Genomic DNA, 26,031 nt, shown 5'->3' on the forward strand with positions numbered 1-26,031 from the left:
TTTGGGTTACTTACCTAAATTTTCTCCTGCAGCACTTTTATCTCATCCCGTAGTTTAGCTGCCTGCATAAAATCGAGTTCCTTAGCGGCTTTTTCCATGGTTTTGCGCTTTTCGCGTATAAGTTTCTCAATATCCGGTTTGCTCATATAGGCAGTATCCGGTTCTGCCGCCATTTTCGGCGAATTATCATAGTGGAAGGTTGTAATAGGGCTTTTAACCAGTGCACTTTCTATCTTTTTATTAAGTCCTTTTGGTTCAATGCCGTTAGCCTTATTATAGTTCATCTGCTTTTCACGGCGGTAGGCGGTATCGTCAATGGTACGCTGCATACTGTCGGTGATTTTATCGGCATACATAATGGCTTTACCGTTTACGTTACGGGCAGCGCGGCCCACAGTTTGTACCAGCGAACGCGTACTACGCAGGAAACCCTCTTTATCAGCATCCAATATGGCTACGAGCGAAACCTCGGGTAAATCAAGCCCTTCGCGCAGCAGGTTTACACCTATAAGTACGTCAAATAAGCCTTTACGCAAATCCTGCATAATCTCTACCCGTTCCAGCGTGTCTACCTCGCTGTGTATATATCGGCATCGGATGGAAACCTTAGTCAGGTATTTGGCCAGTTCCTCTGCCATACGTTTAGTCAGGGTGGTTACAAGCACACGCTCGTCTACCTCTACGCGTTGTTGTATTTCCTCAATCAGGTCGTCTATTTGGTTTACACTCGGCCTTACTTCTATAACCGGGTCCAGCAGGCCTGTGGGGCGTATTACCTGTTCTACGTAAACACCACCGCTTTTCTGCATTTCGTAGTCGGCAGGTGTGGCACTTACGTACAGTACCTGGTTTTGCAGTGCTTCAAACTCCTCAAATTTCAGTGGTCGGTTATCCATTGCAGCCGGCAGCCTGAATCCGTATTCCACAAGATTTTCCTTGCGGCTGCGGTCGCCACCGTACATGGCATGTACCTGGCTCACCGTAACGTGGCTTTCGTCTATAACCATAAGGTAATCGTCCGGGAAATAATCCAATAGGCAGAATGGGCGCGTACCCGGCAAACGCCTGTCCAGGTAGCGCGAGTAGTTTTCTATGCCAGAGCAATACCCCAGTTCCCGTATCATTTCCAGGTCGAAGTTAGTCCGCTCCTCCAGTCGTTTGGCCTCGAGGTGCTTGCCTATTTCCTTAAAGTAATCTACCTGTTTTACAAGATCCTGCTGTATTTCCCAAATCGCTCCCTGTAATACATCGGGACTGGTTACAAACATATTGGCAGGATAAATATTAAGGCGGTCATAGCGCTCTATAACCTTAGAAGTAGCTTTGTCAAAGGCTTCGATTTCTTCAATCTCATCGCCAAAGAAATGCACCCTGAACGGTTCATCGCCATAACTTGGGAATATCTCTACTGTATCGCCTTTAATGCGGAAGGTTCCCGGCGAAAACTCTGCCTCAGTACGGGCATAAAGGCTTTGCACCAGGCGGTGCAGCAATTTAGTGCGGCTTATTACCTGGCCGTTATGTAAAGAAATTACGTTCTTCTGGAATTCTACAGGGTTACCTATACCGTAAAGACACGATACCGATGCTACCACAAGCACATCGCGCCGGCCCGAAAGCAGGGCAGAGGTGGTGCTTAAACGCATTTTCTCAAGTTCTTCGTTTATAGAAAGGTCTTTTTCTATGTAGGTTCCGGTTACGGGGATGTAGGCTTCGGGCTGGTAGTAGTCGTAGTACGATACAAAATACTCTACTGCATTGTTAGGGAAAAACTGCTTAAACTCGCTGTACAGCTGGGCTGCCAGGGTTTTGTTGTGCGCCAGCACCAGAGTAGGCTTTTGTACCTCCTGCACGACATTAGCCACCGTAAATGTTTTACCCGAACCCGTAACACCCAAAAGGGTTTGGTAGCGTTCTCCGCTGCTTATTCCTTCTGCCAGCTGCTTTATGGCACCGGGCTGGTCTCCCATGGGTTTATAATCAGAAACTACCTGAAACTTCATGCGTTTTTGTTTTTTACAAAGTTACGCAATAGTTTGTTTCAATACACTTTCTTAAAGTAATATTAAGATTATTTTCTTATATATTTGCGTTATGAAAAAAGCATTTTTGCCCATAGCCGACGCCAACAGCCATACGCTGATCCTGGGCACCATGCCGGGAGAAAAGTCGCTGGAGTTGCAGCAGTACTATGGTAACCGGGCAAACCAGTTCTGGAGGTTGGTGTATGCGGTATTTAATGAGCCGATGCCTGAGACTTATGAGGAAAAAATTGCCTTTTTAAAGCAAAAGGGGATAGCATTATGGGATGTTTTAAGCCATTGCGAGCGCGTGGGAAGCCTGGACAGCAATATTAAAAATGAGGTGCCAAACGATTTTGAAGCCTTTTTTAAAACACATCCTAATATAAAAAGGGTGTTTTTTAGCAGTAAAAATGCTGAAAAATATTACAGTCGTTATGCGGAAAAGCATGAGGGAGTGGTATATAGCGCGCTGCCTTCGCCCAGCGGTGCACACGCCACTATGCGCTTTGAGGAAAAGCTGTTGATATGGAAAAATATTTTAAACGAATAGTTTTTTAACTTAACTTTGGCACTACCCAGAACCATCACTTTTATGAAAACAACGTTTTTAAGTTTAATACTTTTACTTTTAACCGCCGTTGGTTATTGCCAGTCTACCGGCTTTGTAGCGCTGGATAATAAACTGGTGTGGGAAAATGTATTTGTATCCCCGGCTGCCAATGTGCCCGCTATTGTAGCGAAACACGGTAAATTAAAAATAATTTCGACCGACGGTAAACTGTACAAAGGCAAGGCTACAGGGGTTATGTACCGCTGTTCGGGCTGTTCTGCTGTGTTTAAATACGGTTATAACTTTGATTTTGAAATCGAGGTTGCTAACGACAAATATCGTGTTACCATAAGCAATGTTACGTTTAACAATTCCCGAAATGGCCAAACCAAAACCCCGGCTGAAAAACCGTTTTTACAAACCGGTAAAATAAAGCAAACAGCCGATGTAGTTACTGACATTACCTGCCTTGATACGTTTTTCAACAAGATATTTTCGGGCAACGCCCTTAAAGGCGGCAACAAAATTTAAATTATGTTTTGCCTGTAAAAAGAAAAGAGTAACCCATTGGGTTACTCTTTTCTTTTATCACGGTATTGCTCCAGCAAACGTCTTTTAAAATCTTCTTCCGCTTTTTTCAGCTTTAGTATTTTTACAGGACCTATTATAGGTTTAAGATCTTCTACCAGTTTTTGCTTTAGGGTAAAAAGGTCGCGGTCGGCATCTTCCAGTTTATCCAGGTACATTTCTGCCTCCTTGGCCGATATTTTATCAATACCCGTGGCGTCCATCTTTTTTATAATAGGGCGCATAACATCGTGCCGTAGCCTGAACACTTTATCGTCATACGTATTGTACACCGGCCAAAACTTTGCTGCTTCATCTGCGCTAAGGTTGAGCTCTGTAGTAAAAAAAGATACCTTAAGTGCTTTAATCTGTTCGTGTTTGCCTTTTTGGGCATACATACCTGCAGTTACGCAAAACAACAGGCACATTATAAACGTTTTCATCTTCATGGTGCTTTTAGTATTCGGTTGTATCATCGTCCAGTAAATAATTTTCTATGCTTTCGTCGCTTATTTTTAAGTTACCGCTAAGTTCCTTAAGGTCGGTTTCGGTAAGCTGCTGTCCCAGGTCATAGGCGGTAACATTAGTGTTATACACAAGGTAACTTTCAATTTCGCCTGAGGTAGGTTGGGCTGCCTGCCCAGCGTAGTCGCTAAAATACAGCCCGCCACCAAAAAGCAGCGCAAAACTTGCCGCCATGCCAAACCATACAGGCTTTTTGCGGTACAGCGGAATGGTTTTACGTTCCTGTACCGGCAGTTGTTGCAGCACACGCTCTTCTAAGGTGGCAAAATAGCCCTCGGGAGCCTTAAAGCCGGTGCTTTTTTTATGGTTGTCTAATTTAAAATCGTTCATGATATCTATAAGACTTTTATTTGTACCGATAGTTTAACGGTTATTAATGTAATCTTCAATTTTTTTTACCGCATGGTGATAGGATGCTTTGAGCGCGCCCACGCTGGTATTCAGAATTTCTGACATGTCTTCATACTTCATATCTTCAAAATATTTCATCTTAAACACCAGTTGTTGTTTTTCCGGAAGCTGCGCCACCGCCTGCTGTAATTTTAGCTGTAGGGCATCGCCTTCAAAGTAATCGTCTGCTGTTAGGTTCTCTACTGCACGCTGTACCACCTGCTCGTTTGTTACGCCTGATTTTTTTGCCTTTTGGTTAATAAACGTTATGGCCTCATTAGTAGCAATACGGTACATCCAGGAAAACAGTTTGCTTTCGCCTTTAAAACCCGAAAGGTTACTGAATACTTTAATAAAGGTGTTTTGCAAAACGTCGTCGGCATCGTCATGGTCTATCACAATATTACGTATATGGTGGTACAGTTGCTTTCCGTATTGGGAAACCAACTGCCTGAAAGCCGCCTCACGCGTGCCCGGATTTAGCAATGCCGATATAAATGCTTTTTCGTCCTGCAACCTTTATTGTGCTTTGTTATGTATTTGACTAAAGTTAAGGCAAAAAGTTTAATGGAGCAGGGCATAAAAAATCCTAAACAAAAGTTTACGTGTATTTTTAGGGTAATAGTACCGCAAGTTGTATTTTTACGGCTTACACAATTATACTATGATTAAAACGGTTATTTTTGATATGGACGGTGTTATTGTAGATACCGAGCCGCTGCACTACATTGCCTACCACAAGCATTTTGAAAACTTAAATATTGATGTACCCGCAAGCGTATACGGCACATTTACAGGCCTGAGCACAAAAAATACCTATCAGAAATTAACCGAATTATACGGGCTTACCCATACTGTAGAGGAACTTATACAGGCAAAGCGGGATTTTTTTAACGACTTGTTTGATACCAAGGAAGACCTGGAACTTTTACCCGGGGTTTTTAACCTTATAAAAAACCTGCACGAAAGCGGACTACAGTTGGTACTAGCATCATCAGCCTCAAAGGTTACCATAAAACGGGTGTTCGACAGGTTTAAACTGCATCAGTATTTTTCGCATACGGTTAGCGGTGAGGATTTTCCGCAGTCTAAGCCTAATCCTGCTATTTTTCTGCATGCGGCTTCATTATCGCAAACACCAGTGGATGAATGTATTGTTATTGAAGACAGTAACAATGGTATAAAAGCCAGCAAGGCAGCCGGTATTTATTGTGTAGCCTACGTTAGCGAACATACTGCACCGCAAGACCTGAGCCTGGCCGATAAGGTAATCAACCATTTTGATGAACTTAATGCCGAGATTGTAAAACAGCTTGCTTAATTCTACAACCGTAATGATAAAAGCCGTAATATTTGATATGGATGGGGTAGTGGTTAATACCGAACCCCTGAGCCACCGTGCCAACCTTAAGTTTTACAAATCGCTGGGGGTTGATGTTAGCGATGATGTGTATGCTACGTTTATAGGTAACAGTGATATTAATATTATCCAGAAGGTTAAAAACATCTATGGTGTAGCCGGAGATGAAGCCACACTGCTACAACAGTGCCTTGATTTTTACTGTGCCGAATTTGACAACGACCCGTCGCTGGAACTTATGCCGGGTGTAAAAGACCTAATCGTGGATTTATATGATAACGGGTTTACCATATTGCTGGCGTCGTCTTCGTCTAAAGTAAAAATAGAGCGTGTGTTTAACCGTTTTGGGCTAAACCCCTATTTTTCGCATAAAATAAGCGGGCAGGACTTTGAATTTTCTAAGCCTAACCCTGCCATATTTTTAGATGCCGTAGCCAAATCAGGTTATGGTGCCGATGAATGTATCATTATAGAAGACAGTACTAACGGTATTAAAGCGGCTAAAGGTGCCGGAGTGTTTTGCATTGGCTACAAAAACGATGAACATACCCTACAGGATACATCGCTTGCCGATATGTTGATTAAAGATTTCAGCGAGCTAACCGCCGAAAAAATAAAATACATTAGCAGTAAATAGCAAAAGGGGCCGGAAGGCCCCTTTCTTATGTTTATACAAAACACGGTTACTTAACCTGTGTTTTGGCTTTAAGCTTAATATCTGATGCTGAGGCACCCACAAGTATTTCAAATGTACCGGCATCGTAGCCAAATTTATTTTGCTCGTTTTTCCAATACGAGAAGCTATCGGCATCCAGCTTAACGGTAACGGTTTTGCTTTCCCCTTTTTTAAGGAATAATTTCTCAAAACCTTTAAGTTCTTTTACCGGGCGCGCCACAGGGCTGTTTTCCTGGTGCACGTATATTTGTGCCACCTCGGCGCCATCGTATTTACCTGTGTTTTTAATGGTAAAACTCACAGAAACGTCGGTTCCCTTGCCGCTAACTTTAAGGTTCGAATATTCAAAAGTAGTGTACGATAGCCCAAACCCAAACGGAAACTGAGGCTTCACGTTGCTTTGGTCGTAGTAACGGTACCCTATATTAAGGCCTTCTTTATACTCCACATGCTTGTCGCCATCCGGGTCGTAGTAGTTGTTGTAGGTAGGGTTATCTTCCCAGCGTTTTTCAAAACTTGCAGGCAGTTTACCGCTTGGGTTTACTTTGCCCAGCAATATATCGGCAATTGCTGTACCGCCTTCCTGGCCGGGGTACCAGGCATGTAACAGGGCTTTTGTATTGCCCAGCCAGTTTTGCATGTCTACGTTACCGCCGGCATTAAGCACCACCACCGTATTTTTATTTACTTTGGCAACCGCGTTTATCAGTTGGTCATGGTATTCGGGCAGAGCAAAAGTACGGTCAGACCCTTCACTTTCTGCCGATGTATTGTACCCAACAGATACTATAGCCACATCGGCACCTGTAGCCGCTTTTACAGCATCGGTAAAGTTTATATTTTCCTGGTATACAGCAAAGGCAATCTGCGCGTTACCTCCGTGTTCGTAATATTCTAAGGTAAAACTGTATTCTTTACCGGCTTCCAGTTGCAGCTCTTTGCTTTGCACCACAGCGGCATGGTCGCCCCATTGGTCAAGTACTTTTTCCCCTTCTACAAACAGCCTGAAACCGTCGTCGCCGCGTACGCTGAATTTATATTTCCCTGATTTCTCGGTACGAACCACACCCGTGTAGCGTGCAGAAAAGTTATCTTCTCCCAGTCCTTTAATACCGGGCTCCTGTATCCAGCTGTGGTTAATGTTGGGCTCTGTAAGCTCGGCAACCGGGGCATCTTTAAGATCCATGTTGTTGTAGTAACTTGCCTTAACACCTTTTTTAACCGAACCTTTTTCGGTATAAATAGGCGACTGTTCTACATAGTTTTCAAGCTGTGGTATGCTGTTAGCCACATAAATAACCTTAGCATTTGGCAGGGCTGTTTTTATCCCTTTCAGCAGGCTGGTATAATGGAACGGCTCCGTGAAAGAGCTACCACCACCAGCTACATTTACATCGGCATTTGGGCCTATTACCGCTATGGTTTTTATGGCACTGCTGTTTAGGGGCAGCAGGTTATCTTCATTCTTTAATAGTACCATACCACCACGGGCAAGGTCAAGCGCTACAGCTTCGTTTGCCTTGTTAGGCTTCAGCTCTTTTACTGCCTCATACTTTGTATCGTAAAACCCAAACCTGAATATTACACGCAGTATGCGCCTTACTTTGTCGTTTATAACTTCCTCACTTAACGAACCGTTTTTAATGGCAGGGAAAAGGTTTTTACGATTCATAAACGCACCGCTTGGCATTTCCAGGTCCAGGCCGCCCTTGGCAGCAGCTACACCATCATAAGTAGCCACCCAGTCGCTCATCAGTATACCATCAAACTTCCACTCGTTTTTAAGTATTTCGTTGTTAAGATGGTTTTGCTGTGTGGCATGTACGCCATTAATAAGGTTATAGCTGTCCATAACGGCGCCTACCTTACCTTTTTGTACGGCTGCTTTAAAAGCCGGAAGGTATATTTCGCGCAGGGTACGCTCGTCCATGTCACTGCTTACATTGTTGCGGTCCCATTCCTGGTTGTTGGCAGCAAAGTGCTTTACGGTAGCTACCACGCCTTTTTTCTGCACGCCTTTTATATAAGCTACGGCAAGTTCCCCGGCAAGAAACGGGTCTTCACCCAGGTATTCAAAGTTACGCCCGTTCATAGGCGCCCTGTAAATATTTACCCCGGGAGCCAGCAGTATATGTACGCCACGTTCGCGGGCATCTTTACCCAGTGCCTCGCCAAGTTTGTAAGCCAGGGCTTTATCCCAACTCGCAGCGGTTAGCACGCTGGCAGGGTAAGCGGTAGTATGGCCGTAATTGCGTGTACCTACAGGACCATCGGTCATTTTAATTTTAGGAAGCCCAAGGCGGTCTATCGGGCGGATGTAAAAATCTTCATAACCGCCTATGTAGTCTATTTTCTCCTCCAGGGTCATTTCCTTTAAGAGTGCATTTACCCGGTCTTCTACCGGGGCTTTAGCGTCTTTGTACTTTTGCGCCAAAGCTGGTACCGCCATTAATATGGCTGCAACAATAAAACGATTTCGCATAAAATGAGATGTTTTTGGATTTAATGGCTAAGTTATAAAAATTACAAACTTGCCAAAGCGCTACACCGCTTATAATTGCGAGAATCTTCATCAAAATAGTACGACCGAATAACGGGTTTTAAAGTAAAAACAACACAGTGTAATTATTTTGTAATTGATTGTAAAGAGGGTGTTACAGCAGGGTAGTGGTGTAGTAGCAGGGGGGGTAAAAAAGCAAGCCCCGCTATTCCGAGCGGAATGAGCGGGACTTAACAAACCAACCAACCAATTATTAACAAACCTCAAAAATTAATTTGAGATTTATATAATAAACTTTTAGCAACTTGCGTGCCAAAGCACAAATGTAAGCTTTATTTTTAAAACAACAATACGTTTTAAGGGTATTGTTTTCAGGAAAATACCTACATAATACATAAAACCCCGAAAACACTGGGCTTTCGGGGTTTTAAATAACTAACTCAATTAACCTAAACTATTATTTATTTTGTGATTGCGCAGGTTTCTCCTCACGCTTGTCTGTTTCTTTTGCCTTACGGTAGTAGGTGTTGTCGTTGTTACCACCGTTATTGTTATAATAACTACCCGAACCACCGTTGTTATAATAGCCATCGTTGTCGTAGCCGTTATAGTTATCGCCATCGTAGTTGTTACCACCATTACCACAAGCATCATAGTAGTAATCCCTGCTGGCATTGTTTACAAAACCGCGGGCATCTACTATCCTGCCGTAGCGGTCGTAAAACAGGGTAAGCATACCTATCTGGGCAAGGGCGTAGCGGTTGTAGCTCATGTACACACTACCTATCCTTTTTACACGTCCGTTGTAATCGTAGTTTATGTACACGTTACCCACGCGGCGTACACGGCCATTATAATCATGTTCTACACGAACACCACCGTTTGCATAAGCGGCACCGTAAGTATCGTTTCTGCGTCCGGCAACATTGGCATTTTTATAATAGTAGCTTCCGCTGCTTGCAGGCTGTGTATTAAAATCCATTTCACCGTTAGGGAAAACCATAAATTCTATACCACGTTCCATAAATATAACTGGTTCCGCGTTGCGGTAGTCTATAGGGGTGTGATATGCAGCTACAGATGATACATTAGCTTCTGAGGCTGAGGCCAGGCTACCAGTTAAAAGTAATCCGGCAACTAAAAGAGTAAAGTTTTTCATGACCTAAAAATTTAAAAGTTTGTGCCTACTCTGTGCTTTTCGGCTTTCGCAATCGGCTTTTGTTTTTTTGCCTTTGATAAGAGTATTACAATTGCCGTGCCAAACTTTTCTACAACGATGTAGTGTTTTTAATTAAAATTTTAAGCCATTAAAAATTAAGTGTTTGTGAATTTTTAATTGTTGTTAGTCTTGCTAAATTTTGTAAAGCAATACTCGTGAAAGTTTTTTGCCAAACAAAAAATCTGCTTAACATCAAGTTTTTTTTCTGTAATGTTACTCTTGTTAACCAACGGAAGTATGAAAAGTACGTACCCAGCTTTTATGGTACGATTAAGGTAACAATACCGGGCCCATCCATTCCATCCATACGAGCCAGCCCAGGGCACTACCGCATAATCCTGCGAGAATGAAATTAAAACGTTGTGTTTTAGGTATGATGATAAAGACCACCCATAGTAATACAGCCGCTGCAGCAGTGCCTGTGATTGTATTAACGGTTAGTGGATGCCAACCAAAATACCGGCTTATTCTTGTTTCGTCGCCGCCGGGGATGCGGTGCCGGATAAAGAATATCTTAAGTGCAATGAGAAAATTGGCCAGTTGCCTCGACCAGAAAAACGCCAGGATGACCCAAAACCAATCGGCAGCCCGCATACCAAGTGTAGCTATTTTTTTTCGACGGCGCCAAAGCATCAGTCCGCCAAATGAACCCGTGAGCATGGTTTGCAGTGGGCCTCCTAAATTTATAAATAGTTTGATTGTGTTGTTTTTATGTGCAAGTTTTTTGCGGTAAGCTAGATAAGCTTCTTTTTCAGGTGAAGGATTTGGCGAATCTATTTTTGCCTTATCTCTATCGTGACGCTGATTGAGTGCGATTAGCGCTTCTGGAGGTTCATCGTGCGATACTGAGGCATAATGCAGCGTAGGGCGGGCCCCGTAATATTTGGCTATTGCGAAATGGCCTAATTCATGGCTTACTGTACCCACAATGGTAGCCAGCACAAAGCTCAGTGCCAGTAGTGCAAATAACCGGGGATTGATTTGAAAATTTTTCATTTGGTTTGTGGTTTGGTTTTAGAACGACGATAGGGTGAAATTATTTTAACACTGCAAAGGTAGCCATGATATTTTTGCATTGTACTGCAATCATTCGTTCAGTAAAGTGTAAACCCTATACATTTACAATTTTTGCAAAATATGAACAGAATGTAGAATATTAAGCGGGTTGAATGCCTTTAAATAGCTTCTGTAGTGACGCTATACAGTGAAAAAGTCGAAAAAAAGCATACCAAAAGCGGAACAATAGTGCCTTGCTAAGCTACTATATACGAAAAATTTTACAAAAGTGTATTATTTCATCAAGCGGTAAACGGGATATTTTTTGTGAGATTTTTCATAATATTCGCTATGATAATACACCCAATCGAGTTGGGCATTAGCATCGGTTGCAAATTTAGGATCTGCCGACTTTTTGGCTTCGAACTCGGCTTTAAGTTTAGGGTTGTCTTTCAGTAACTTAGCTGCGGTATCTTCAAACACATAAGCTGAATAGTATTCCTTCTGCTGGAGGATTGAGTCAAAGAAATTCCAGTTAAAAAACGAGTCATTCCCTTGGGGTTCAAGTGTTTCCAGTAAGTATTTTACGCCCGGCTGCTGTGTATCTATCATAAAATCACCTTTTTGAAACGTTACCTTCTCTGTACTTACATTTACCTGGGTGTTGCTGTGGGGGTAGTGGCCCTCATAAGGGTAACTTGTTGTTTCATAACGGTCTATGGTATAGCTTTCAACTTCAAATTCTGTGTCTTTTTGTAATTCCTGTAATTGTATGTTGTTGATTTTCAGTAGATCTATGACTATCCACCAGCATCTCGGAATAATGTATGCTTTGGGTATGGTTACTTCCAGTTTGGGGCTATATTCCTGGTAGTATTTTATTAGCTTTTTGTATGGTTTTGCACGGTCATAGTACAGGCGTTTTTCACCCGTAACCAAACTGGTTTTATAGTCGCCCTTGTATCCCATAAACGGTAGCAATGACACAGCTGAACTATCTGTTTCCCAGAGTAATGTGTATTTATGTCCCGGTAAATAATTATCCCTGCTGGCAAGGCGTTGCTCTTTAATAGTAGTGTAATTTGCGTCTACGTATTTAAGGGTTTCCAGCATGTATTCGTAGGTTACTTTTACCCGGTCTTTATAAGGCTTAAGCATGTGTGTTTCAGGCATTGAGCCGGGTACGTTAAACATGCTTGCATAACCCGTAGAGTATCGTGGATAATCCATAAACTGACTGAAACCGTTATCCGGCACGTCATCATGCACGTTAACGTAAGGTGTTGATTCTATGTTTTTTGCCTTCAATGCGTCAAGTATCGACGGCATCATTTCGTTTTTAAAGTACATGCCAAGCCTGCCACCCAGTTTTTGATGGTTCGTGGCGATATACGTTAAAGTATACTGATAATCAGCACCATTACTCACATGATTATCTATAAAAACATCCGGTTTTACTTTATGGAAGATTTCCGCGAAACTGCGGGCATTCTTAGTATCGCACTTTACAAAGTCACGGTTAAGGTCGTAATTACGCGCATTGCCCCTAAACCCGTAGCTTTCAGGCCCATTTTGGTTAGCGCGGCTGTGGCTGTTACGGTTTAGCATACCACTAACATTGTACACGGCAATGTTAGCGATTACAGTGTTTTTAGGTACCGTTATCTTACCTGTTGCCAGGTCGCGGTAGAGCATCATCGTGGCGTCTATGCCGTCGGGTTCTCCGGGATGTATTCCGTTGTTAATTAACAGTATCGCCTTGTTTTTTCTGGCAGTGGTAAGGTCAAAGTTTTTATCGGCACTATAAAGCACCACATGAAAAGGCAAGCCGTTATCATCCTGACCCAGCGTGATCACCTGTACGGTTTCAAAATCCCTACCCAGTTTTTGATAATAACTTATAGTTTCTTGATAGGTAGCGGTTTGGTTGCCATTTCCCAACTCAAAAGGAGTAGGGTAGGTGGTCTTATTCTGAGCAAATAAGGCTGCCGGAAACAGCAGCCATACCAGTATGTTCTTCATTAAAATAGTCTTATTTCACACGCACCGAATCCGGTACTAATTTAGTATAGTCGCCCCCGTTTCTAAGTACATCTCTAACGATGCTGGAGCTTATGTATGAGGTGTTTGCAGCGGTAAGCAGGAATACGGTTTCTATTTTACTGAGTTTACGGTTTGTATGCGCTATAGCTTTTTCAAACTCAAAATCAGCGGGGTTGCGCAAGCCTCTGAGTATAAATTTAGCGCCGATTTTTTTACAGAAATCTATCGTAAGTCCCTCGTATGTAACTACTTCAATGTTGGGGCTGTCTTTAAAAGCCTCTTCAATAAAACGCTTACGCTCTTCCAGTGGAAACATATACTTTTTTTCTCCGTTTACGCCTATTGCCACTATTATCTTATCAAAAAGTGTGCTGCCACGTTTTATAATGTCCTCATGCCCAAGGGTTATTGGGTCAAAAGATCCGGGAAATACAGCTATTTTCATGTGTTGTTTCGGTTGTTAATTTATTTCAAGGCAGGCAGATTCTTTGTATGCTTCTGATTCGATAAAAGACTGTATAATGTTTGATTTTGAGATCAGTAAGTTTGCTAAGAAGTTTGTCGTTGTATTACCCGTTCTGAGCCATATTATTTTGGGCGGATGTCCTTTTAAACTACTTATATCATAGAAATCTGCATCGAAAGTTACTATAGTATATGAGTGTTTTTTGGCGTAATTCCATATATCAATATCGCTGTAGCCTTCTCTTCCTAACTGTCTTACCTGTGCCGCTTCAGGAAAACTATCATGTATTTTTGAAACAAGCCTAAAAGAAATATTTTGGTCTAACAATAGTTTCATGAAGCAATATTAAGTTTATGCTCTTTATCTGCAGCATACGCTAAACAAGCTTTTATTTGTATCTCGCTTAATTCTGGGAAATCCTCTATGATTTCGTTAACGCTCATACCATTTGCAAACCAGCTTAACACATCATACACGGTTATTCGCGTACCTGTAATGGCTGGCTTCCCAAATCGAACATTTGAATCTATTGATATGTAGTTTCTATAATCAATCATAATAGTAAATTTAGTGATTAAATTGATTACTAATTTTTAAAAAGCACCTTTCTTTTCAAGGCCAGTTCAATCTCGTTTTCAAACAGGTCACTCATTGCAACACCAGCTACACCAGCCTGTTGCGGAAATATGCTGGCGGGTGACAACCCTGGGTTGGTATTCATTTCTATAAAATGTGGCTCACCATTTACTATTATATATTCAGATCTTGTAAAGCCACTCATACCAAGTGCTTCGTACGCTTTAATAGCTACTTCGCGTACTTTTTTCTCCGTTTCTTCATCAAGGCGGGCAGGTGTAATTTCATCGCTTTTCCCTTGATACTTAGCTTCGTAATCAAAGAAGTCGTTATGAGAAACTATTTCAGTTATACCCAGTACCGTGGTTTGACCCTTATAATTAAGTACGCCAACAGATACCTCCATGCCTTTAAGGAAACTTTCTATTAGTATGTCGTTGTCTTCAGCGAAGGCAAATTCCAGTGCTTTGTCAAATTCTTCCAGGCTATTTACTTTGCTTATACCCAGGCTACTACCGCTTTGATTTGGCTTTACCATAAACGGAAGCCCAAGATTATCCGCTATTTCCTGTGCGTTTACAGGGTCGCCTTTGCTAAGGTAAATACTCGCAGCGCGTGGTATGCCAAATTTATTTAGTACACTTAATGTATCCCTTTTGTTAAATGTAAGCGCGCTTTGGTAAAATCCACATCCTGTGTACGGTATGCCCAGCAGTTGCCAGTACGCCTGCATTTGACCATCCTCTCCCGGGGTGCCGTGTATGGTATTAATGACCACATCAAAATTGGTTTTAATACCCTCTTTTTCAAAGCTAAAGTCGGCTTTAGTTACGGGATATTTTTTACCATCAATAACCACGTGCCATCCTTCGGGTAAAATATGTACTTCAAAAGGCGTATACTTACTACGGTCCAGGTTGTTCAAAATCAGTTGGCCACTACGAATGGATATGACAGACTCGTCTGAATATCCGCCCATTACTACTGCTACGTTCATCTTAACAATTAAAAAGGTTTATGGCGTAGCTACAACGGTTACGCCTACACAAAAGTATTATTATTTGGCATAAAAACATTTTAAAAACATACTATTTAAGTAATCCTGCGTTTTAAACCGGTGCTATACACCGCCAAAAATATAGTGCATGCGCTATAAATTTGTATCTTTGCAAAAATCTATCCATTCATGAGTGTAAAGAATTTTCTTAAAAGTCCGGTTTTTTTTAAACAAGTAGCCATAGCGCTGGGCATAATAGTAGTTGTAATATTTGTATTGCTGCATTGGCTCGACTTTTTTACCAACCATGGTGAAGAAATACCTGTACCGGACCTTAGAAAGACAACAGTTGAAAAAGCCCAGGAAAAACTGGACGAATTAGACCTTGAGGCTGTAGTGCTGGACACGGTAGATTTTAATCCGTCATTCCCGCCTTATACCATTACAGAGCAGGATCCGTTGCCTAGGGTAAACGTAAAACACAACCGTAAAGTGTACGTTAAGGTAAATGCGGGCGGATACGGCACGGTAAAACTGCCGGATCTTATCCAGAAATCGTATCGACAGGCGGTACCTATGCTTAAAACTGCCGGTTTTGAAGAAGGTGAAAAAATATATAAGCCGTATATGGCAAAAGACGTAGTGCTTGAAATGCAGGTAAACGGCAAGACTGTGAAGCCGGGCTCTAAAGTGCTTAAAGCCAGTAAAATTGACCTTGTGCTTGGCGATGGTAAAGAAAGCTTTACCGATACAGACAGCACCGATGTAGATACCACGGGAAGAGAATAGTAAAGGAGTAAATGACAGAGATGAGCACAAAGCCGATTGTAGATATCGATGCTGAAAATGATGAGTTGTACGAGCATTTTCGGTTTGAGGCAGGTAAAGGACAGCAACCGCTTAGGGTAGATAAGTTTTTGATGAATCTGGTAGAAAATGCTACCCGAAACAAAATACAAAAGGCAGCCGAAGCTGGGAATATTTATATTAATGATGTTGCTGTAAAAAGCAATGCCAAAGTAAAATCAAACGATGTGGTGCGTGTGCTTATGGAGCATCCGCCTTACGAATATCTTCTTGAACCTGAGAATATTCCGCTTGATATTGTATACGAAGATGACCAGTTGCTAATTGTAAATAAAGAGCCGGGCATGGTTGTACACCCGGGGCACGGTAATTACAGCGGTACACTGGTTAATGCACTGGCGTACCACTTTGAGAACCTGCCCATGAACAGCAGCGAACGCCCTGGCCTTGTACACCGTATAGATAAAGACACGTCCGGACTTTTAGTAATAGCTAAAACTGAAATGGCTATGGCGCACCTTACAAAACAGTTTGCCGATAAAACAAGCGAGCGTGAATATGTAGCACTGGTTTGGGGTAATATTGTAGAAGATGAGGGGACTATAGAAGGCAATATAGACCGCCACCCTAAAGACCGTATGCAAATGGCAGTGTATGCCGATGGCAGCCAGGGTAAGCATGCGGTAACGCATTATAAAGTGTTAGAGCGTTTTGGTTATGTAACGCTGGTAAGCTGCAGGCTTGAGACCGGCCGTACCCACCAGATTCGCGTACACATGAAGTACATAGGCCACACCCTTTTTAACGATGCCCGCTACGGTGGCGATATTATATTAAAAGGGACGACGTTTACTAAATACAAACAGTTTATAGACAACTGTTTTAAGGCGTTGCCACGTCAGGCACTACATGCCAAAACACTGGGGTTTGAGCATCCTGTAACAAAAGAGTTTATGCGTTTTGACAGCGAAATTCCTCAGGATATGGTTGATTGTATAGACAAATGGCGTACTTATGCCAAATCTCATACCGCCGAAGAGTAAAGTTGTTATATATATAGAGTAAAACACATAAGCCGGAATATATTCCGGCTTATGTGTTTTTTCATCTGTATTTCTATCAGGTGCTTATTTAGAGTAATATGTTATTGTACGGGTAACGTTATAAGTTGGCTTACCATTTATGCTCACCTGTTTTTGTATCCAGTTTTTGTGGGTATCGTAGGTGTAGCGGTAATCACGGCTTTCAACTACTTTACTATCACTCATGGTTTTTATGCCCATAAGATTATTGTTGGTATCGTAAGTGTTTTCGGTACTTATAGACGGCTCTCCTTTTATGACGGTACTCCAGCTCAGCGTATTCCCTGCATTATCATACGTATAGTTTTCTATTGTCGTCGAGTTTAGTGGTACTTCTATAGTTTTGTGTAAGGCTACTCTTCCTTTCGCATCATATTGAAATTCCTCTTTGTACTCATCTTTGCCTTTGCTGTCTGTGGTTACCTTAGTTTTAAGTAAATTGTTCTGGTAGGTAAAAACTGTTTTGTACACCAGCATACCAGCACTGTATCGTGTTTCACTTACTTTTCTGCTTTCGCTGTCGTATTCATACTTTACACTGAATTTCAACACGTTCCCATCGGGATAAATTTCCTCTTGAATCAGGTTCCCTTTTTTATCGTATTTAAAAGTATTCTTACTGATTACGCTACCCTGGTTGTTTAGGTGTACTGTTTCGGTTAGCTTACCTTTTATGTAGGTGTTTTTAACCTGGTCTATTGGGCTACCATCAGGATTGTGCTTAATCACAGCGGTTATATTTTTCTTCGCGGCATCCCATTGATTTTCCAGTATAATGGCTATTTTTCCACTAGTATACTGTTTTTTAGATAACAAGATGTTTCTTCCCTCAAATACATTATCTTCCAATAGAGCAGTTCCGCCGGTTTTCTTTTCAGAGATCAAATCACCGTATTCATTAAACGTCATCGAAACATTGGTGTCCGTACTGTATTCTGTACCATAGGCAGGAGTCGGCCCGTCTACCTTTTCAGAAACAGTGCTTATTTGTTGAACGTCGCCATTCAGTTTGTAAAATGCCCAGTCGGTTTTTTCATATGGCGGTTTTATCGTTTCTTTTTTATCTTGTTTGCAGGAAACAGCGAGTAAACAGGCTATAACTATTGTTAAATATTTCATTGGTTTGTGTTACGTATTAAAGTTCAAAAGTCTTCAAATTTTTTAACTTACCAAAACGGGATAAAAACAAAAAAATCCGCATTTGCGGATTTTTTGATATTATTATGTTCAACTTATTATTTTGGAAGTGCCTGCTCATATTTTTTGCTTACAGCGTTCCAGTTAATAACGTTGTAAAAATTATTAATGTAATCAGGGCGTTTGTTTTGATACTGAAGGTAGTACGCATGCTCCCATACATCAAGACCCAGAATTGGTTTGCCCGGTACAGCTTGCCCCGGCATAAGTGGGTTGTCTTGGTTTGCAGTGCTGGTAACTGCAAGTTTACCTTCTTTAGTAACTACCAGCCATGCCCATCCTGAACCAAACTGCTTGGTTGCAGCCTCTGTAAATTGGGTTTTAAATGCATCAAAGCTACCGAAGTCTGCCTTAATGGCTTCTGCTAAAGCACCTGTAGGTTCACCACCGGCCTTCGGAGCCATGATCTCCCAAAACAGGGTGTGGTTATAATAGCCACCACCATTATTTCTTACAGCTTTGTTGTCTGCACTAAGGGTGGTAAGAATTTCCTCAATAGTTTTGGTGTTAAGAGGTGTACCTTTTATGGCCTTGTTTAGCTCGTCAGTATATTTTTTATAATGCTTAGAGTAGTGTATCTCCATAGTCCTGGCATCAACGTTTGGTGCCAGGTCATCATATTTGTAGCCCAGTTTAGCTATCTGAAAACGTCCTGTAGGGTCTTCTGCTTTTACGTCGTCAGGATTTCCCATCGGTGCTGCTTGTTGTTTTTGAGCTTCAGGAACCGAAACTACAGGTTCCAGGTTGCTTTTTTCTTTGCACGAATACAACGATGCAGTAAGCGCTAATGCTGATACAAAAATGCTTATCTTTTTCATATTTTCGATTTTATGGAATAATTGAGTTTATTGTTTCTATGTACAATTGCTGCGCTTCTTCCCGGCTCAGGTGGCTTACCTGTATCCAGGCGTTCATTTTAAACGCATCGCGCAGGTTGTGCGTATTATAGTGGTTTGGCATATTCATACCCACCGTGGCTTGTTTATAATATGCGTATATGCGCAGCATTACGTCAGGGGGTAGAGGGCCTGTTATATTACACGCCCTTTCATACGCTTCCTCAAAGAGTTTATCTAAATCTTTATCGGGCATAAGTTACGCTTTTGTTGCGATAATCGTTTTACCTCCTATGGCTTTTTGGTTAAGTTTAACGTTTACCTCTGTGCCAAGCGGGAGGAATATATCTACGCGCGAACCAAATTTTATAAAACCTGCATCGGTACCCTGAATTACCTGCATGCCTTCCTGCGCGTAGTTAACGATACGGCGGGCAAGGGCACCGGCTATTTGCCTGTAAAGGATCTCTCCAAAAAGATTGTTTTCTATAACTACGGTAGTACGCTCGTTTTCTTCGCTGGCTTTAGGGTGCCACGCCACAAGGTATTTACCCGGGTGGTATTTACTGAATTTGACCAAACCATTTACCGCATAGCGTGTTACGTGTACGTTTATGGGCGACATAAAAATAGAAACCTGAAGCCTTTTTTCTTTAAAATACTCAGGCTCGTAAACCTCTTCTATAACTACCACTTTGCCGTCTACCGGGGCTATAATGTTATGGTCTGTAGCTATAACATGTCTTCTTGGGTTACGGAAAAATTGTAGCACCAGGATAAGAAACCCTACCGCAATAAGCTGAATGATTAGTTTTAGCGTGTCGTCTGCTATAAATTTTTCTGACAAAAGCGCGATTACCGTTGTAGTAAAAAGCGCAATAAAGATAATTTTAGCTCCTTCTTTATGAAACATATAGTATGATTTGATAATACAAAAATAAGAAAGGTACGGCAAATATAACACTGTCCAGGCGGTCTAAAATTCCGCCATGACCGGGCATAATGTTTCCACTGTCTTTTACCCCGGCTTTACGCTTTAGTTGAGATTCTACCAGGTCTCCCAGTGTACCAAATACAGCCACTATTGCAGCAAAGCCCATCCACTGTAGCGGTGTAAGGAAGGTAAAATATAAGCCTAATATGTATGCGCCGGCAACAGTAAATAGTACGCCGCCTATAAAGCCTTCTATAGTTTTTTTTGGTGAAATACGCTCAAATAATTTGTTCTTACCAATTGATTTGCCTACAATATAAGCAAAGGTATCATTAGCCCATATCATAACAAACATGCCTACTATTACATAAGGGTTGTAATCGCTCCCTAAAAATGGTAGTTTTATTATGAGTAAGAATGGGATAATCACATAACCTATAAGTTGAACAATTTTAGTATTGTCGTCTGAAACTACAACTCGTGACTTACCAAACAGGCGTACAACCAGGCCTCCCGATACAAATAATGCAGCGGCGTTAAGTAGTAAGTTTTCGTAAATCGCAGATGTGGTAACAATGCCAAAAAGCACAAAACCCGTAAGGGTTATAATAAAGGGGACAGTGGTTTTAAGTTTTGCCAGCCTGCAGTATTCGTGCACGGCAATAAACATAAAAACCACAAACAATATTTTAAATGAAATGCTTGAAAGTAAGGTGGCACCCAGTAAAAGCGCTATGTATACAATCCCAGATATAGAACGGGTAAGGCTTTCACTCATCATTACAGGTCTTCTAACAGCAATAAATACAAGTTCTTTGGTACACTGCCGTAGTGTAAAAAGTCTTCGTCTTTAGATTTTTCAAAGTATTTTAATGCAGTAATGTTAGTAGGGTACTCCTTATCGTATCGTTTTTTTATGTGGCGCAAACAATCGCTCTTGCTCGATAGTATTTGGCTCGTAGTGGCATATACTACCATATTATCTGGTAGCTCGCTTGGTTTAAAATGTTTAAACTGGTTAGACGAAAAAAGGATAGAACCTTCATCGGCCACAAGGCTTTCGCAGGTCGAAATTAAAAATTTCGGGTTGGTGGCATTCCTGTAAACCAGCTTATTTTCGTCGAGTAGCGGGTATAATGCCGGTTCAAACGTCATTGCTTCACACTCAAACCAGTCATTTTCTTCAAGTATATTTAAAAACTGTTCGTGCAGGTCTGTAGTACTGTCGCAGTACACAAACTTGCCTCCGTTTTTTTTAAAATTAAAGGTAAACATTTCGTCAACAGGAAGTTGTTTCTCCGGTAAAAACGGACTTGTATCTCCTTGCTTTTCTTCTCCCGAAACATCTCCCGTGCCAAATATTTTTCTGAATAGGCTCATCCTCTCTAAAATTCCCCGTTTATGCTATAGGTTCAAAGATAAAAAAATCTTAATTCAATTTTTACGTTGAATTAAGATTTTTACTGATTTATTATGTTTTTGATATTTTATGCTTCTTCTACCACTTCAGAGGTACCTCTTTCAAATGGGCGCTTGCCAAAAATATCTTCAAGGTCGTCTTTAAATATTACCTCACGTTCTATAAGTATATCAGCCAGTTTTAGCATTTTATCCTTATTATCCTGTAGTATTTGTATGGCTCTTTGATACTGTTCCTCTATAAGAGCAGATATTTCACTGTCAATAACCTTTGCTGTTTCTTCAGAATAAGGTTTAGAGAAGTTGTAATCGCTTTGCCCTGTGCTGTCATAGTATGTAATATTACCCAGCTTATCGTTAAGGCCGTATATTGTTACCATAGCGCGTGCCTGGCGTGTAACTTTTTCAAGGTCGCTTAGTGCGCCGGTACTAATGGTGTCAAAAATCACCTTTTCAGCAGCACGTCCGCCCATAGTGGCACACATTTCATCTTTCATTTGGTCTGGCCTTACAATAAGGCGCTCTTCCGGCAGGTACCATGCTGCACCCAGGCTTTGCCCACGTGGCACAATAGTTACTTTTACAAGTGGAGCCGCGTGTTCCAGCATCCAGCTTACCGTAGCATGGCCTGCCTCGTGTATGGCTATGGCACGTTTTTCTTCGGTAGAAACAATCTTGTTTTTCTTTTCAAGTCCACCTACAATACGGTCTACCGCGTCTAGGAAATCTTGTTTATCTACCGCTTTTTTGTCTTTACGTGCAGCAACCAGTGCAGCTTCGTTACATACGTTAGCTATATCAGCACCTGAGAATCCAGGCGTTTGTTTTGCCAGGAATTCCGTGTCAAGGTCTTCAGATTTCTTAAGCGGCTTAAGGTGTACTTCAAAAATTTCCCTACGCTCACGAATATCCGGAAGGTCTACATAAATCTGCCTGTCAAAACGACCGGCACGCATAAGCGCTTTATCCAGTACGTCTGCACGGTTTGTAGCGGCAAGTACTATCACGTTAGTGTTAGTTCCAAAACCATCCATTTCTGTAAGGAGCTGGTTAAGTGTATTCTCGCGTTCATCGTTAGAGCCTGAGAAGTTGTTTTTTCCACGGGCACGGCCCACAGCGTCTATTTCGTCTATAAATATAATCGCAGGCGATTTTTCTTTTGCTTGTTTAAACAGGTCGCGTACACGGCTGGCACCCACACCCACAAACATCTCCACGAAGTCTGAACCCGAAAGCGAGAAGAACGGCACGCGAGCTTCGCCTGCTACAGCCTTGGCAAGTAGTGTTTTACCGGTTCCCGGAGGCCCTACAAGAAGTGCGCCCTTTGGTATCTTACCACCAATATTGGTATATTTTTCTGGGTTTTTAAGGAATTCAACAATTTCCTGGATTTCCTCTTTTGCACCCTCAAGGCCGGCAACATCTTTAAAGGTTACCTTAACATCGTTCTTTTCGTCGAACAGGCGTGCACGGCTTTTACCGATATTAAAAATCTGGCCTCCGCCGCCCGGCGCGCCACCGGTCATCCTGCGCATTAGGAATAACCACAGTACTACAAATATTAGTATTGGTAAAATGATTCCCATAAACAACTCACCCCACATACTGTCGGGCTGAGAGGTATATTCTCCAAGCTTGCCTGCTTTGCTGGCATCGTCCAGTTTTTTAAGGAAAAGTTCGTTATCGCTACCTACGTTTACCACGTAGTGCGGGCCTTTGTTAGGCTTTTGGAACATATCCTTCTGTACGTTTTTGTGCTCGGGGTCTGCCGTAAGTGCGCTGTCTTTCAGGAAAATTTCGGTTGTAGTTTTGTTATATACTACTTTTTGAACCTCTCCTTTATCTAAGTACTTATAGAAATTTGAAATCGTGGTTTGTTTAGGGTCACTCCAGGTTGTGGTACCCGAAAAGTAATTTATCCCCACGAAAAGCAAGGCTATACCCACGTAAATTACCCATGGGCTTACCTTGAACTTGTTGGTTTTATTATCGTTTGACATGAAATTTGCTTTCTTCTTTTAGTAGTTTGTTGCAATAGAAGTTATGCGGGCGTCGCCCCAAAGGCTTTCTATATTGTAGTATTCCCTTACGTGTTTCTGGAAAACGTGCACAACAATATTCACATAATCCATAAGAACCCATTCGCCGTTTTCTGTACCTTCTACATGCCAAGGCTTATCTTTCAGTTCTTTAGAAACTATTTTTTGAACAGAATTTACTATAGCGTTTACCTGTGTGTTACTGTTACCATTGCATATTACAAAATAGTCGCACACGGTGTTATCTAATTCCCTCAAATCCAGAATATCAATATCATTCCCTTTTACTTCTTCAATCCCTTTGATGATATTGGCAAGCAGATCATCATTACTAATATTTTTTTTCGCCATCTAAAAAGTTATATGTTACGCAAAGTTATCATTTTTTGTATTTACTTTTGAATTTAAATATACGAGAAAAACTTAAACCTCTTGTATTTTTTACGTATGAATATTATCAAACTCAGTGCCATAAACTCTACTAACGACTACTTAAAGCAATTAGTACTAAACACAAATGCCGAAAACTTTACCGTGGTTGTGGCAGAGCACCAAACGCAGGGTAGGGGGCAAATGGGAGCTGAATGGAAGGTGGAATCAGGCAAAAACCTAACGTTTAGTGTTTTACTGAAACAGGAGACATTTAATGTTTCGGGCATTTTTACGCTGAATGTGGCGGTGGCACTATCTGTCGCGCAGGCTGTAATAGCAACCGGGATACCATCAGTAAGCATAAAGTGGCCTAACGACATTTTGGCAGGTAATAAAAAAATGGGGGGTATACTGATAGAGAACAGCATAAAGAGCGATGGCAGTTTTTATGCCATTATAGGTATAGGGCTTAATGTGAACCAAGCTGATTTTACAGGCCTGCCAAAAGCGACATCAATGTATGCGGAAACCCAACGAGAGTTTGATAAAGATGAAGTGCTGAATACCATACTGGATGCGCTGCAAAGCAACCTGCTAATACTGCAAAGTAATCCTGAATTGCTATGGGAGCGTTACCATACACTTTTGTTTAAAAAAGGAGTTCCTATGCCTTTTGAAAAAGGAGAGCGCCGTTTTATGGGCATCATACAAAAAGTTACCGACTCCGGTATGCTGCAGGTATTGCTTGAAGATGACAGCCTTGCCGAGTATGGCATTAAAGAGGTGCAACTGCTTTACTGATTATTTCCAGTTAAGTTCCAATGCAAATATGGGCTTATCGGCTTTGTCTATGGTAAAAAACGTTTGGTTTTCATACTCATTGGTCTTTATATCTACCGTTTCGCTAAGTTGCAGTTCACGCAAAAAGTTCATATCAAAACTGGCGAGTTGCTGTTTTAGCAAGGGTTTAGGGTTTATGGTGTCAAGGCACCATTCCAGGTATTTAACGTTATTTACGTGATTTACAATATCAAGGTCGCTCAGTACTGTTGTTCGCGTGGCTGCAGTGTTTGTTTCCCTATTTAAATCTACTTTTTTAAATGACGTTGTGGTAGCTTCCCTGTCAGGGTATTTTTCGAAGTGCTCGTGTGGTAGTGCCAAGGCTTCTGCACGGCGTGTTTTGGTATTAAAAACAGCCCAGTACGTAACAGAGCCAGCGAGTTTTTTATCACCGCGCCACAGTTCCAGCGCGCGTATGGAGCGCGAACCCTGCAAATCGTATATCCACGTTTTTACAGTAACAACGTCGCGCCAGCGGGGTAGTTCATTTACCTCAACCCGCATACGGCTTAGTACCCATGCCTGATGATGCTCCTGCATATCTGCAAAGCTAAGGCCGCCTTTTTCGGCATGGTAACCGGCGGTTAGCTGTAGTATATTGCAGAGTTCAGTATGTTTCAGTAGCCCGTTTGGAGTACACTGAATAAAGTTAATATCCCAGTCGTGGCTGTAAACCGAAGTAAAATCAGGTGCTATAGGCATTTTGTAGTGTTGTCTATGTAATTAATAATATCTGAAGCCGGTGTAGTAAAATCAAACCAGGCGGTACCTTTAGTGCGCTTAAACCAAGTCATTTGTCTTTTTGCAAAGCGGCGTGTATTCTTTTTAATTTCCTCAATGGCAAAATCCTGCGTCCATTCCCCATCAAAATAAGAAAATAGCTCGCGGTAGCCTACAGTCTGCAACGCGTTAAGTTGCTTGTTAGGATAAAGCGTTCTTGCTTCTTCAATAAGGCCCTGTTGAACCATTATGTCTACACGCTGGTTAATGCGGCTGTACATAAGCTCCCTTTCGGCTTCCAGCCCAATGATTACAGGGGTAAATGACCTGCTGTTCTTTTTTACGTTGAGAAACGATGAGTATGGCTTACCACTGCCAATACACACCTCAAGGGCCCGCATCATACGCTGTGGGTTTTCTTTTGCTACATTTTCATAATGTACAGGGTCAAGGCGTTTTAATGCTTCCTGAAGGTAGGTAATGCCTTCTGCCTCATAGCGCGATCTTATTTGTTCGCGTACATCAGGGCCTATATCAGGGAAATCATCAAACCCTTTTAAAACCGCATCTATATACAGTCCTGAACCACCTACCATTACGGTATAATCGTTGGTTTTAAACAGTTCGTTTAGCTTCGCTATAGCATCACGCTCAAAGTCGCCTACCGTATAATCGTCAAAAATGCTTATGTTCTGTATAAAGTGATGTTTTGCCGCGGCAAGTTCTTCTGATGACGGCACTGCAGTACCAATAGCCATTTCTTTAAAAAACTGCCTGCTGTCTGCCGATATAATTTCGCAGTTATAATGCTGTGCCAGTTGTATGGCCATGGCGGTTTTTCCAATGGCGGTAGGCCCTACAACCGTGATAAGATATTTTGTATGGGTATGGGGCAT

The 26,031-nt window shown here is 41.8% G+C and carries 29 protein-coding genes; 7 read left to right on the forward strand and 22 right to left on the reverse strand.

The features are described from left to right. Window positions 1-14: 14 nt before the first annotated feature. Entirely contained in the window at window positions 15-2,003 is a 1,989-nt protein-coding gene (uvrB, locus tag ACLI08_RS08610; RefSeq protein WP_411428075.1) for an excinuclease ABC subunit UvrB, read from the reverse strand. Window positions 2,004-2,094: 91 nt separating this feature from the next. Between uvrB and ACLI08_RS08615 the strand changes: the two genes are divergently transcribed. Further along, window positions 2,095-2,574 carry a DNA-deoxyinosine glycosylase gene (locus tag ACLI08_RS08615; protein ID WP_411428076.1) on the forward strand — a complete coding sequence of 160 codons (480 nt, stop codon included), beginning with the start codon at window positions 2,095-2,097 and terminating at the stop codon, window positions 2,572-2,574. A 42-nt stretch (window positions 2,575-2,616) separates the two neighbouring features. Then, on the forward strand, window positions 2,617-3,105 hold the full coding sequence (locus ACLI08_RS08620; protein WP_411428077.1) for a hypothetical protein: 489 nt from the start codon (window positions 2,617-2,619) through the stop codon (window positions 3,103-3,105). A gap of 41 nt (window positions 3,106-3,146) precedes the next feature. Here the strand turns inward: ACLI08_RS08620 and ACLI08_RS08625 are convergent, their stop codons facing one another. The 3 genes from ACLI08_RS08625 to ACLI08_RS08635 are packed head-to-tail and all read right to left on the reverse strand — an operon-like array spanning window position 3,147 to window position 4,572. Beyond that, the gene (locus ACLI08_RS08625; protein ID WP_411428078.1) at window positions 3,147-3,584 is read right to left on the reverse strand and encodes a sensor of ECF-type sigma factor; all 438 of its coding nucleotides are present in this window, start codon (window positions 3,582-3,584) and stop codon (window positions 3,147-3,149) included. A 13-nt stretch (window positions 3,585-3,597) separates the two neighbouring features. Beyond that, window positions 3,598-3,996 carry a hypothetical protein gene (locus ACLI08_RS08630; protein ID WP_411428079.1) on the reverse strand — a complete coding sequence of 133 codons (399 nt, stop codon included), beginning with the start codon at window positions 3,994-3,996 and terminating at the stop codon, window positions 3,598-3,600. A 33-nt stretch (window positions 3,997-4,029) separates the two neighbouring features. After that, entirely contained in the window at window positions 4,030-4,572 is a 543-nt protein-coding gene (locus ACLI08_RS08635; protein WP_411428080.1) for an RNA polymerase sigma factor, read from the reverse strand. Window positions 4,573-4,720: 148 nt separating this feature from the next. Here ACLI08_RS08635 and ACLI08_RS08640 point away from each other — a divergent pair, with 148 nt between their 5' ends. Next, complete coding sequence (locus ACLI08_RS08640; RefSeq protein WP_411428081.1) at window positions 4,721-5,377, forward strand: HAD family hydrolase; 657 nt, start codon at window positions 4,721-4,723, stop codon at window positions 5,375-5,377. 13 nt (window positions 5,378-5,390) lie between these two features. After that, entirely contained in the window at window positions 5,391-6,053 is a 663-nt protein-coding gene (locus ACLI08_RS08645) for an HAD family hydrolase (protein ID WP_411428082.1), read from the forward strand. Between the two features lie 46 nt (window positions 6,054-6,099). On the opposite strand, the gene ACLI08_RS08650 is transcribed toward ACLI08_RS08645, so the two are convergent. The 8 genes from ACLI08_RS08650 to ACLI08_RS08685 form a co-directional block, all read right to left on the reverse strand. Beyond that, entirely contained in the window at window positions 6,100-8,574 is a 2,475-nt protein-coding gene (locus ACLI08_RS08650; protein WP_411428083.1) for a glycoside hydrolase family 3 C-terminal domain-containing protein, read from the reverse strand. Between the two features lie 475 nt (window positions 8,575-9,049). Continuing rightward, window positions 9,050-9,751 (reverse strand): hypothetical protein, encoded by a 702-nt coding sequence (locus ACLI08_RS08655; RefSeq protein ID WP_411428084.1) that lies wholly within the window; start codon window positions 9,749-9,751, stop codon window positions 9,050-9,052. Window positions 9,752-10,081: 330 nt separating this feature from the next. Continuing rightward, window positions 10,082-10,807 (reverse strand): hypothetical protein, encoded by a 726-nt coding sequence (locus tag ACLI08_RS08660; protein ID WP_411428085.1) that lies wholly within the window; start codon window positions 10,805-10,807, stop codon window positions 10,082-10,084. A gap of 294 nt (window positions 10,808-11,101) precedes the next feature. Then, window positions 11,102-12,829 carry a M14 family metallopeptidase gene (locus ACLI08_RS08665; protein WP_411428086.1) on the reverse strand — a complete coding sequence of 576 codons (1,728 nt, stop codon included), beginning with the start codon at window positions 12,827-12,829 and terminating at the stop codon, window positions 11,102-11,104. 10 nt (window positions 12,830-12,839) lie between these two features. Continuing rightward, entirely contained in the window at window positions 12,840-13,295 is a 456-nt protein-coding gene (coaD, locus tag ACLI08_RS08670) for a pantetheine-phosphate adenylyltransferase (RefSeq protein ID WP_411428087.1), read from the reverse strand. 15 nt (window positions 13,296-13,310) lie between these two features. Beyond that, entirely contained in the window at window positions 13,311-13,652 is a 342-nt protein-coding gene (locus ACLI08_RS08675; protein ID WP_411428088.1) for a DUF5615 family PIN-like protein, read from the reverse strand. Next, a complete protein-coding gene (locus ACLI08_RS08680) occupies window positions 13,649-13,873 on the reverse strand; it encodes a DUF433 domain-containing protein (protein ID WP_411428089.1) in 225 nt (74 codons plus the stop codon). The genes ACLI08_RS08675 and ACLI08_RS08680 overlap by 4 nt, the downstream gene beginning before the upstream one ends. Before the next feature lie 29 nt (window positions 13,874-13,902). Further along, window positions 13,903-14,889: a D-alanine--D-alanine ligase gene (locus ACLI08_RS08685; protein WP_411428090.1), complete on the reverse strand. Its 987-nt coding sequence runs from the start codon at window positions 14,887-14,889 to the stop codon at window positions 13,903-13,905. A 189-nt stretch (window positions 14,890-15,078) separates the two neighbouring features. Between ACLI08_RS08685 and ACLI08_RS08690 the strand changes: the two genes are divergently transcribed. Both ACLI08_RS08690 and ACLI08_RS08695 read left to right on the forward strand, forming a co-directional pair. Next, entirely contained in the window at window positions 15,079-15,678 is a 600-nt protein-coding gene (locus tag ACLI08_RS08690; RefSeq protein WP_411428091.1) for a PASTA domain-containing protein, read from the forward strand. A 20-nt stretch (window positions 15,679-15,698) separates the two neighbouring features. Further along, window positions 15,699-16,739 carry an RluA family pseudouridine synthase gene (locus tag ACLI08_RS08695; protein WP_411428092.1) on the forward strand — a complete coding sequence of 347 codons (1,041 nt, stop codon included), beginning with the start codon at window positions 15,699-15,701 and terminating at the stop codon, window positions 16,737-16,739. Between the two features lie 84 nt (window positions 16,740-16,823). On the opposite strand, the gene ACLI08_RS08700 is transcribed toward ACLI08_RS08695, so the two are convergent. The 8 genes from ACLI08_RS08700 to rsfS all read right to left on the reverse strand — a co-directional run bounded on the left by ACLI08_RS08700 (window position 16,824) and on the right by rsfS (window position 23,554). Beyond that, window positions 16,824-17,897: an RHS repeat domain-containing protein gene (locus ACLI08_RS08700; protein WP_411428093.1), complete on the reverse strand. Its 1,074-nt coding sequence runs from the start codon at window positions 17,895-17,897 to the stop codon at window positions 16,824-16,826. Window positions 17,898-18,013: 116 nt separating this feature from the next. Beyond that, window positions 18,014-18,793, reverse strand: a complete 780-nt coding sequence (locus ACLI08_RS08705) for a superoxide dismutase (RefSeq protein ID WP_411428094.1) — start codon at window positions 18,791-18,793, stop codon at window positions 18,014-18,016. A gap of 10 nt (window positions 18,794-18,803) precedes the next feature. Beyond that, window positions 18,804-19,067, reverse strand: coding sequence for an acyl-CoA-binding protein (locus ACLI08_RS08710; RefSeq protein WP_411428095.1), 264 nt, complete (start codon window positions 19,065-19,067; stop codon window positions 18,804-18,806). A gap of 3 nt (window positions 19,068-19,070) precedes the next feature. Then, window positions 19,071-19,724 carry a phosphatidylserine decarboxylase family protein gene (locus tag ACLI08_RS08715; RefSeq protein WP_411428096.1) on the reverse strand — a complete coding sequence of 218 codons (654 nt, stop codon included), beginning with the start codon at window positions 19,722-19,724 and terminating at the stop codon, window positions 19,071-19,073. Beyond that, the gene (locus ACLI08_RS08720) at window positions 19,714-20,523 is read right to left on the reverse strand and encodes a phosphatidate cytidylyltransferase (protein ID WP_411428403.1); all 810 of its coding nucleotides are present in this window, start codon (window positions 20,521-20,523) and stop codon (window positions 19,714-19,716) included. The genes ACLI08_RS08715 and ACLI08_RS08720 overlap by 11 nt, the downstream gene beginning before the upstream one ends. Before the next feature lie 2 nt (window positions 20,524-20,525). Continuing rightward, window positions 20,526-21,125: a lactate utilization protein B/C gene (locus ACLI08_RS08725; protein WP_411428097.1), complete on the reverse strand. Its 600-nt coding sequence runs from the start codon at window positions 21,123-21,125 to the stop codon at window positions 20,526-20,528. A 107-nt stretch (window positions 21,126-21,232) separates the two neighbouring features. Then, the gene (ftsH, locus tag ACLI08_RS08730; protein WP_411428098.1) at window positions 21,233-23,164 is read right to left on the reverse strand and encodes an ATP-dependent zinc metalloprotease FtsH; all 1,932 of its coding nucleotides are present in this window, start codon (window positions 23,162-23,164) and stop codon (window positions 21,233-21,235) included. An 18-nt stretch (window positions 23,165-23,182) separates the two neighbouring features. Then, window positions 23,183-23,554 carry a ribosome silencing factor gene (gene rsfS, locus ACLI08_RS08735; RefSeq protein WP_411428099.1) on the reverse strand — a complete coding sequence of 124 codons (372 nt, stop codon included), beginning with the start codon at window positions 23,552-23,554 and terminating at the stop codon, window positions 23,183-23,185. A 96-nt stretch (window positions 23,555-23,650) separates the two neighbouring features. Between rsfS and ACLI08_RS08740 the strand changes: the two genes are divergently transcribed. Continuing rightward, window positions 23,651-24,376, forward strand: coding sequence for a biotin--[acetyl-CoA-carboxylase] ligase (locus ACLI08_RS08740; RefSeq protein WP_411428100.1), 726 nt, complete (start codon window positions 23,651-23,653; stop codon window positions 24,374-24,376). Here ACLI08_RS08740 and ACLI08_RS08745 read toward each other — a convergent pair whose 3' ends face one another. Both ACLI08_RS08745 and miaA read right to left on the reverse strand, forming a co-directional pair. Then, entirely contained in the window at window positions 24,377-25,117 is a 741-nt protein-coding gene (locus ACLI08_RS08745) for an acyl-[acyl-carrier-protein] thioesterase (RefSeq protein WP_411428101.1), read from the reverse strand. Beyond that, on the reverse strand, window positions 25,108-26,031 hold the full coding sequence (gene miaA / locus ACLI08_RS08750) for a tRNA (adenosine(37)-N6)-dimethylallyltransferase MiaA (RefSeq protein ID WP_411428102.1): 924 nt from the start codon (window positions 26,029-26,031) through the stop codon (window positions 25,108-25,110). Before miaA ends, ACLI08_RS08745 begins: the two co-directional genes overlap by 10 nt.

The organism is Flavobacterium sp. RNTU_13, from assembly GCF_046614455.1.
In the GTDB taxonomy this organism is placed as follows: Bacteria; Bacteroidota; Bacteroidia; order Flavobacteriales; family Flavobacteriaceae; genus Flavobacterium.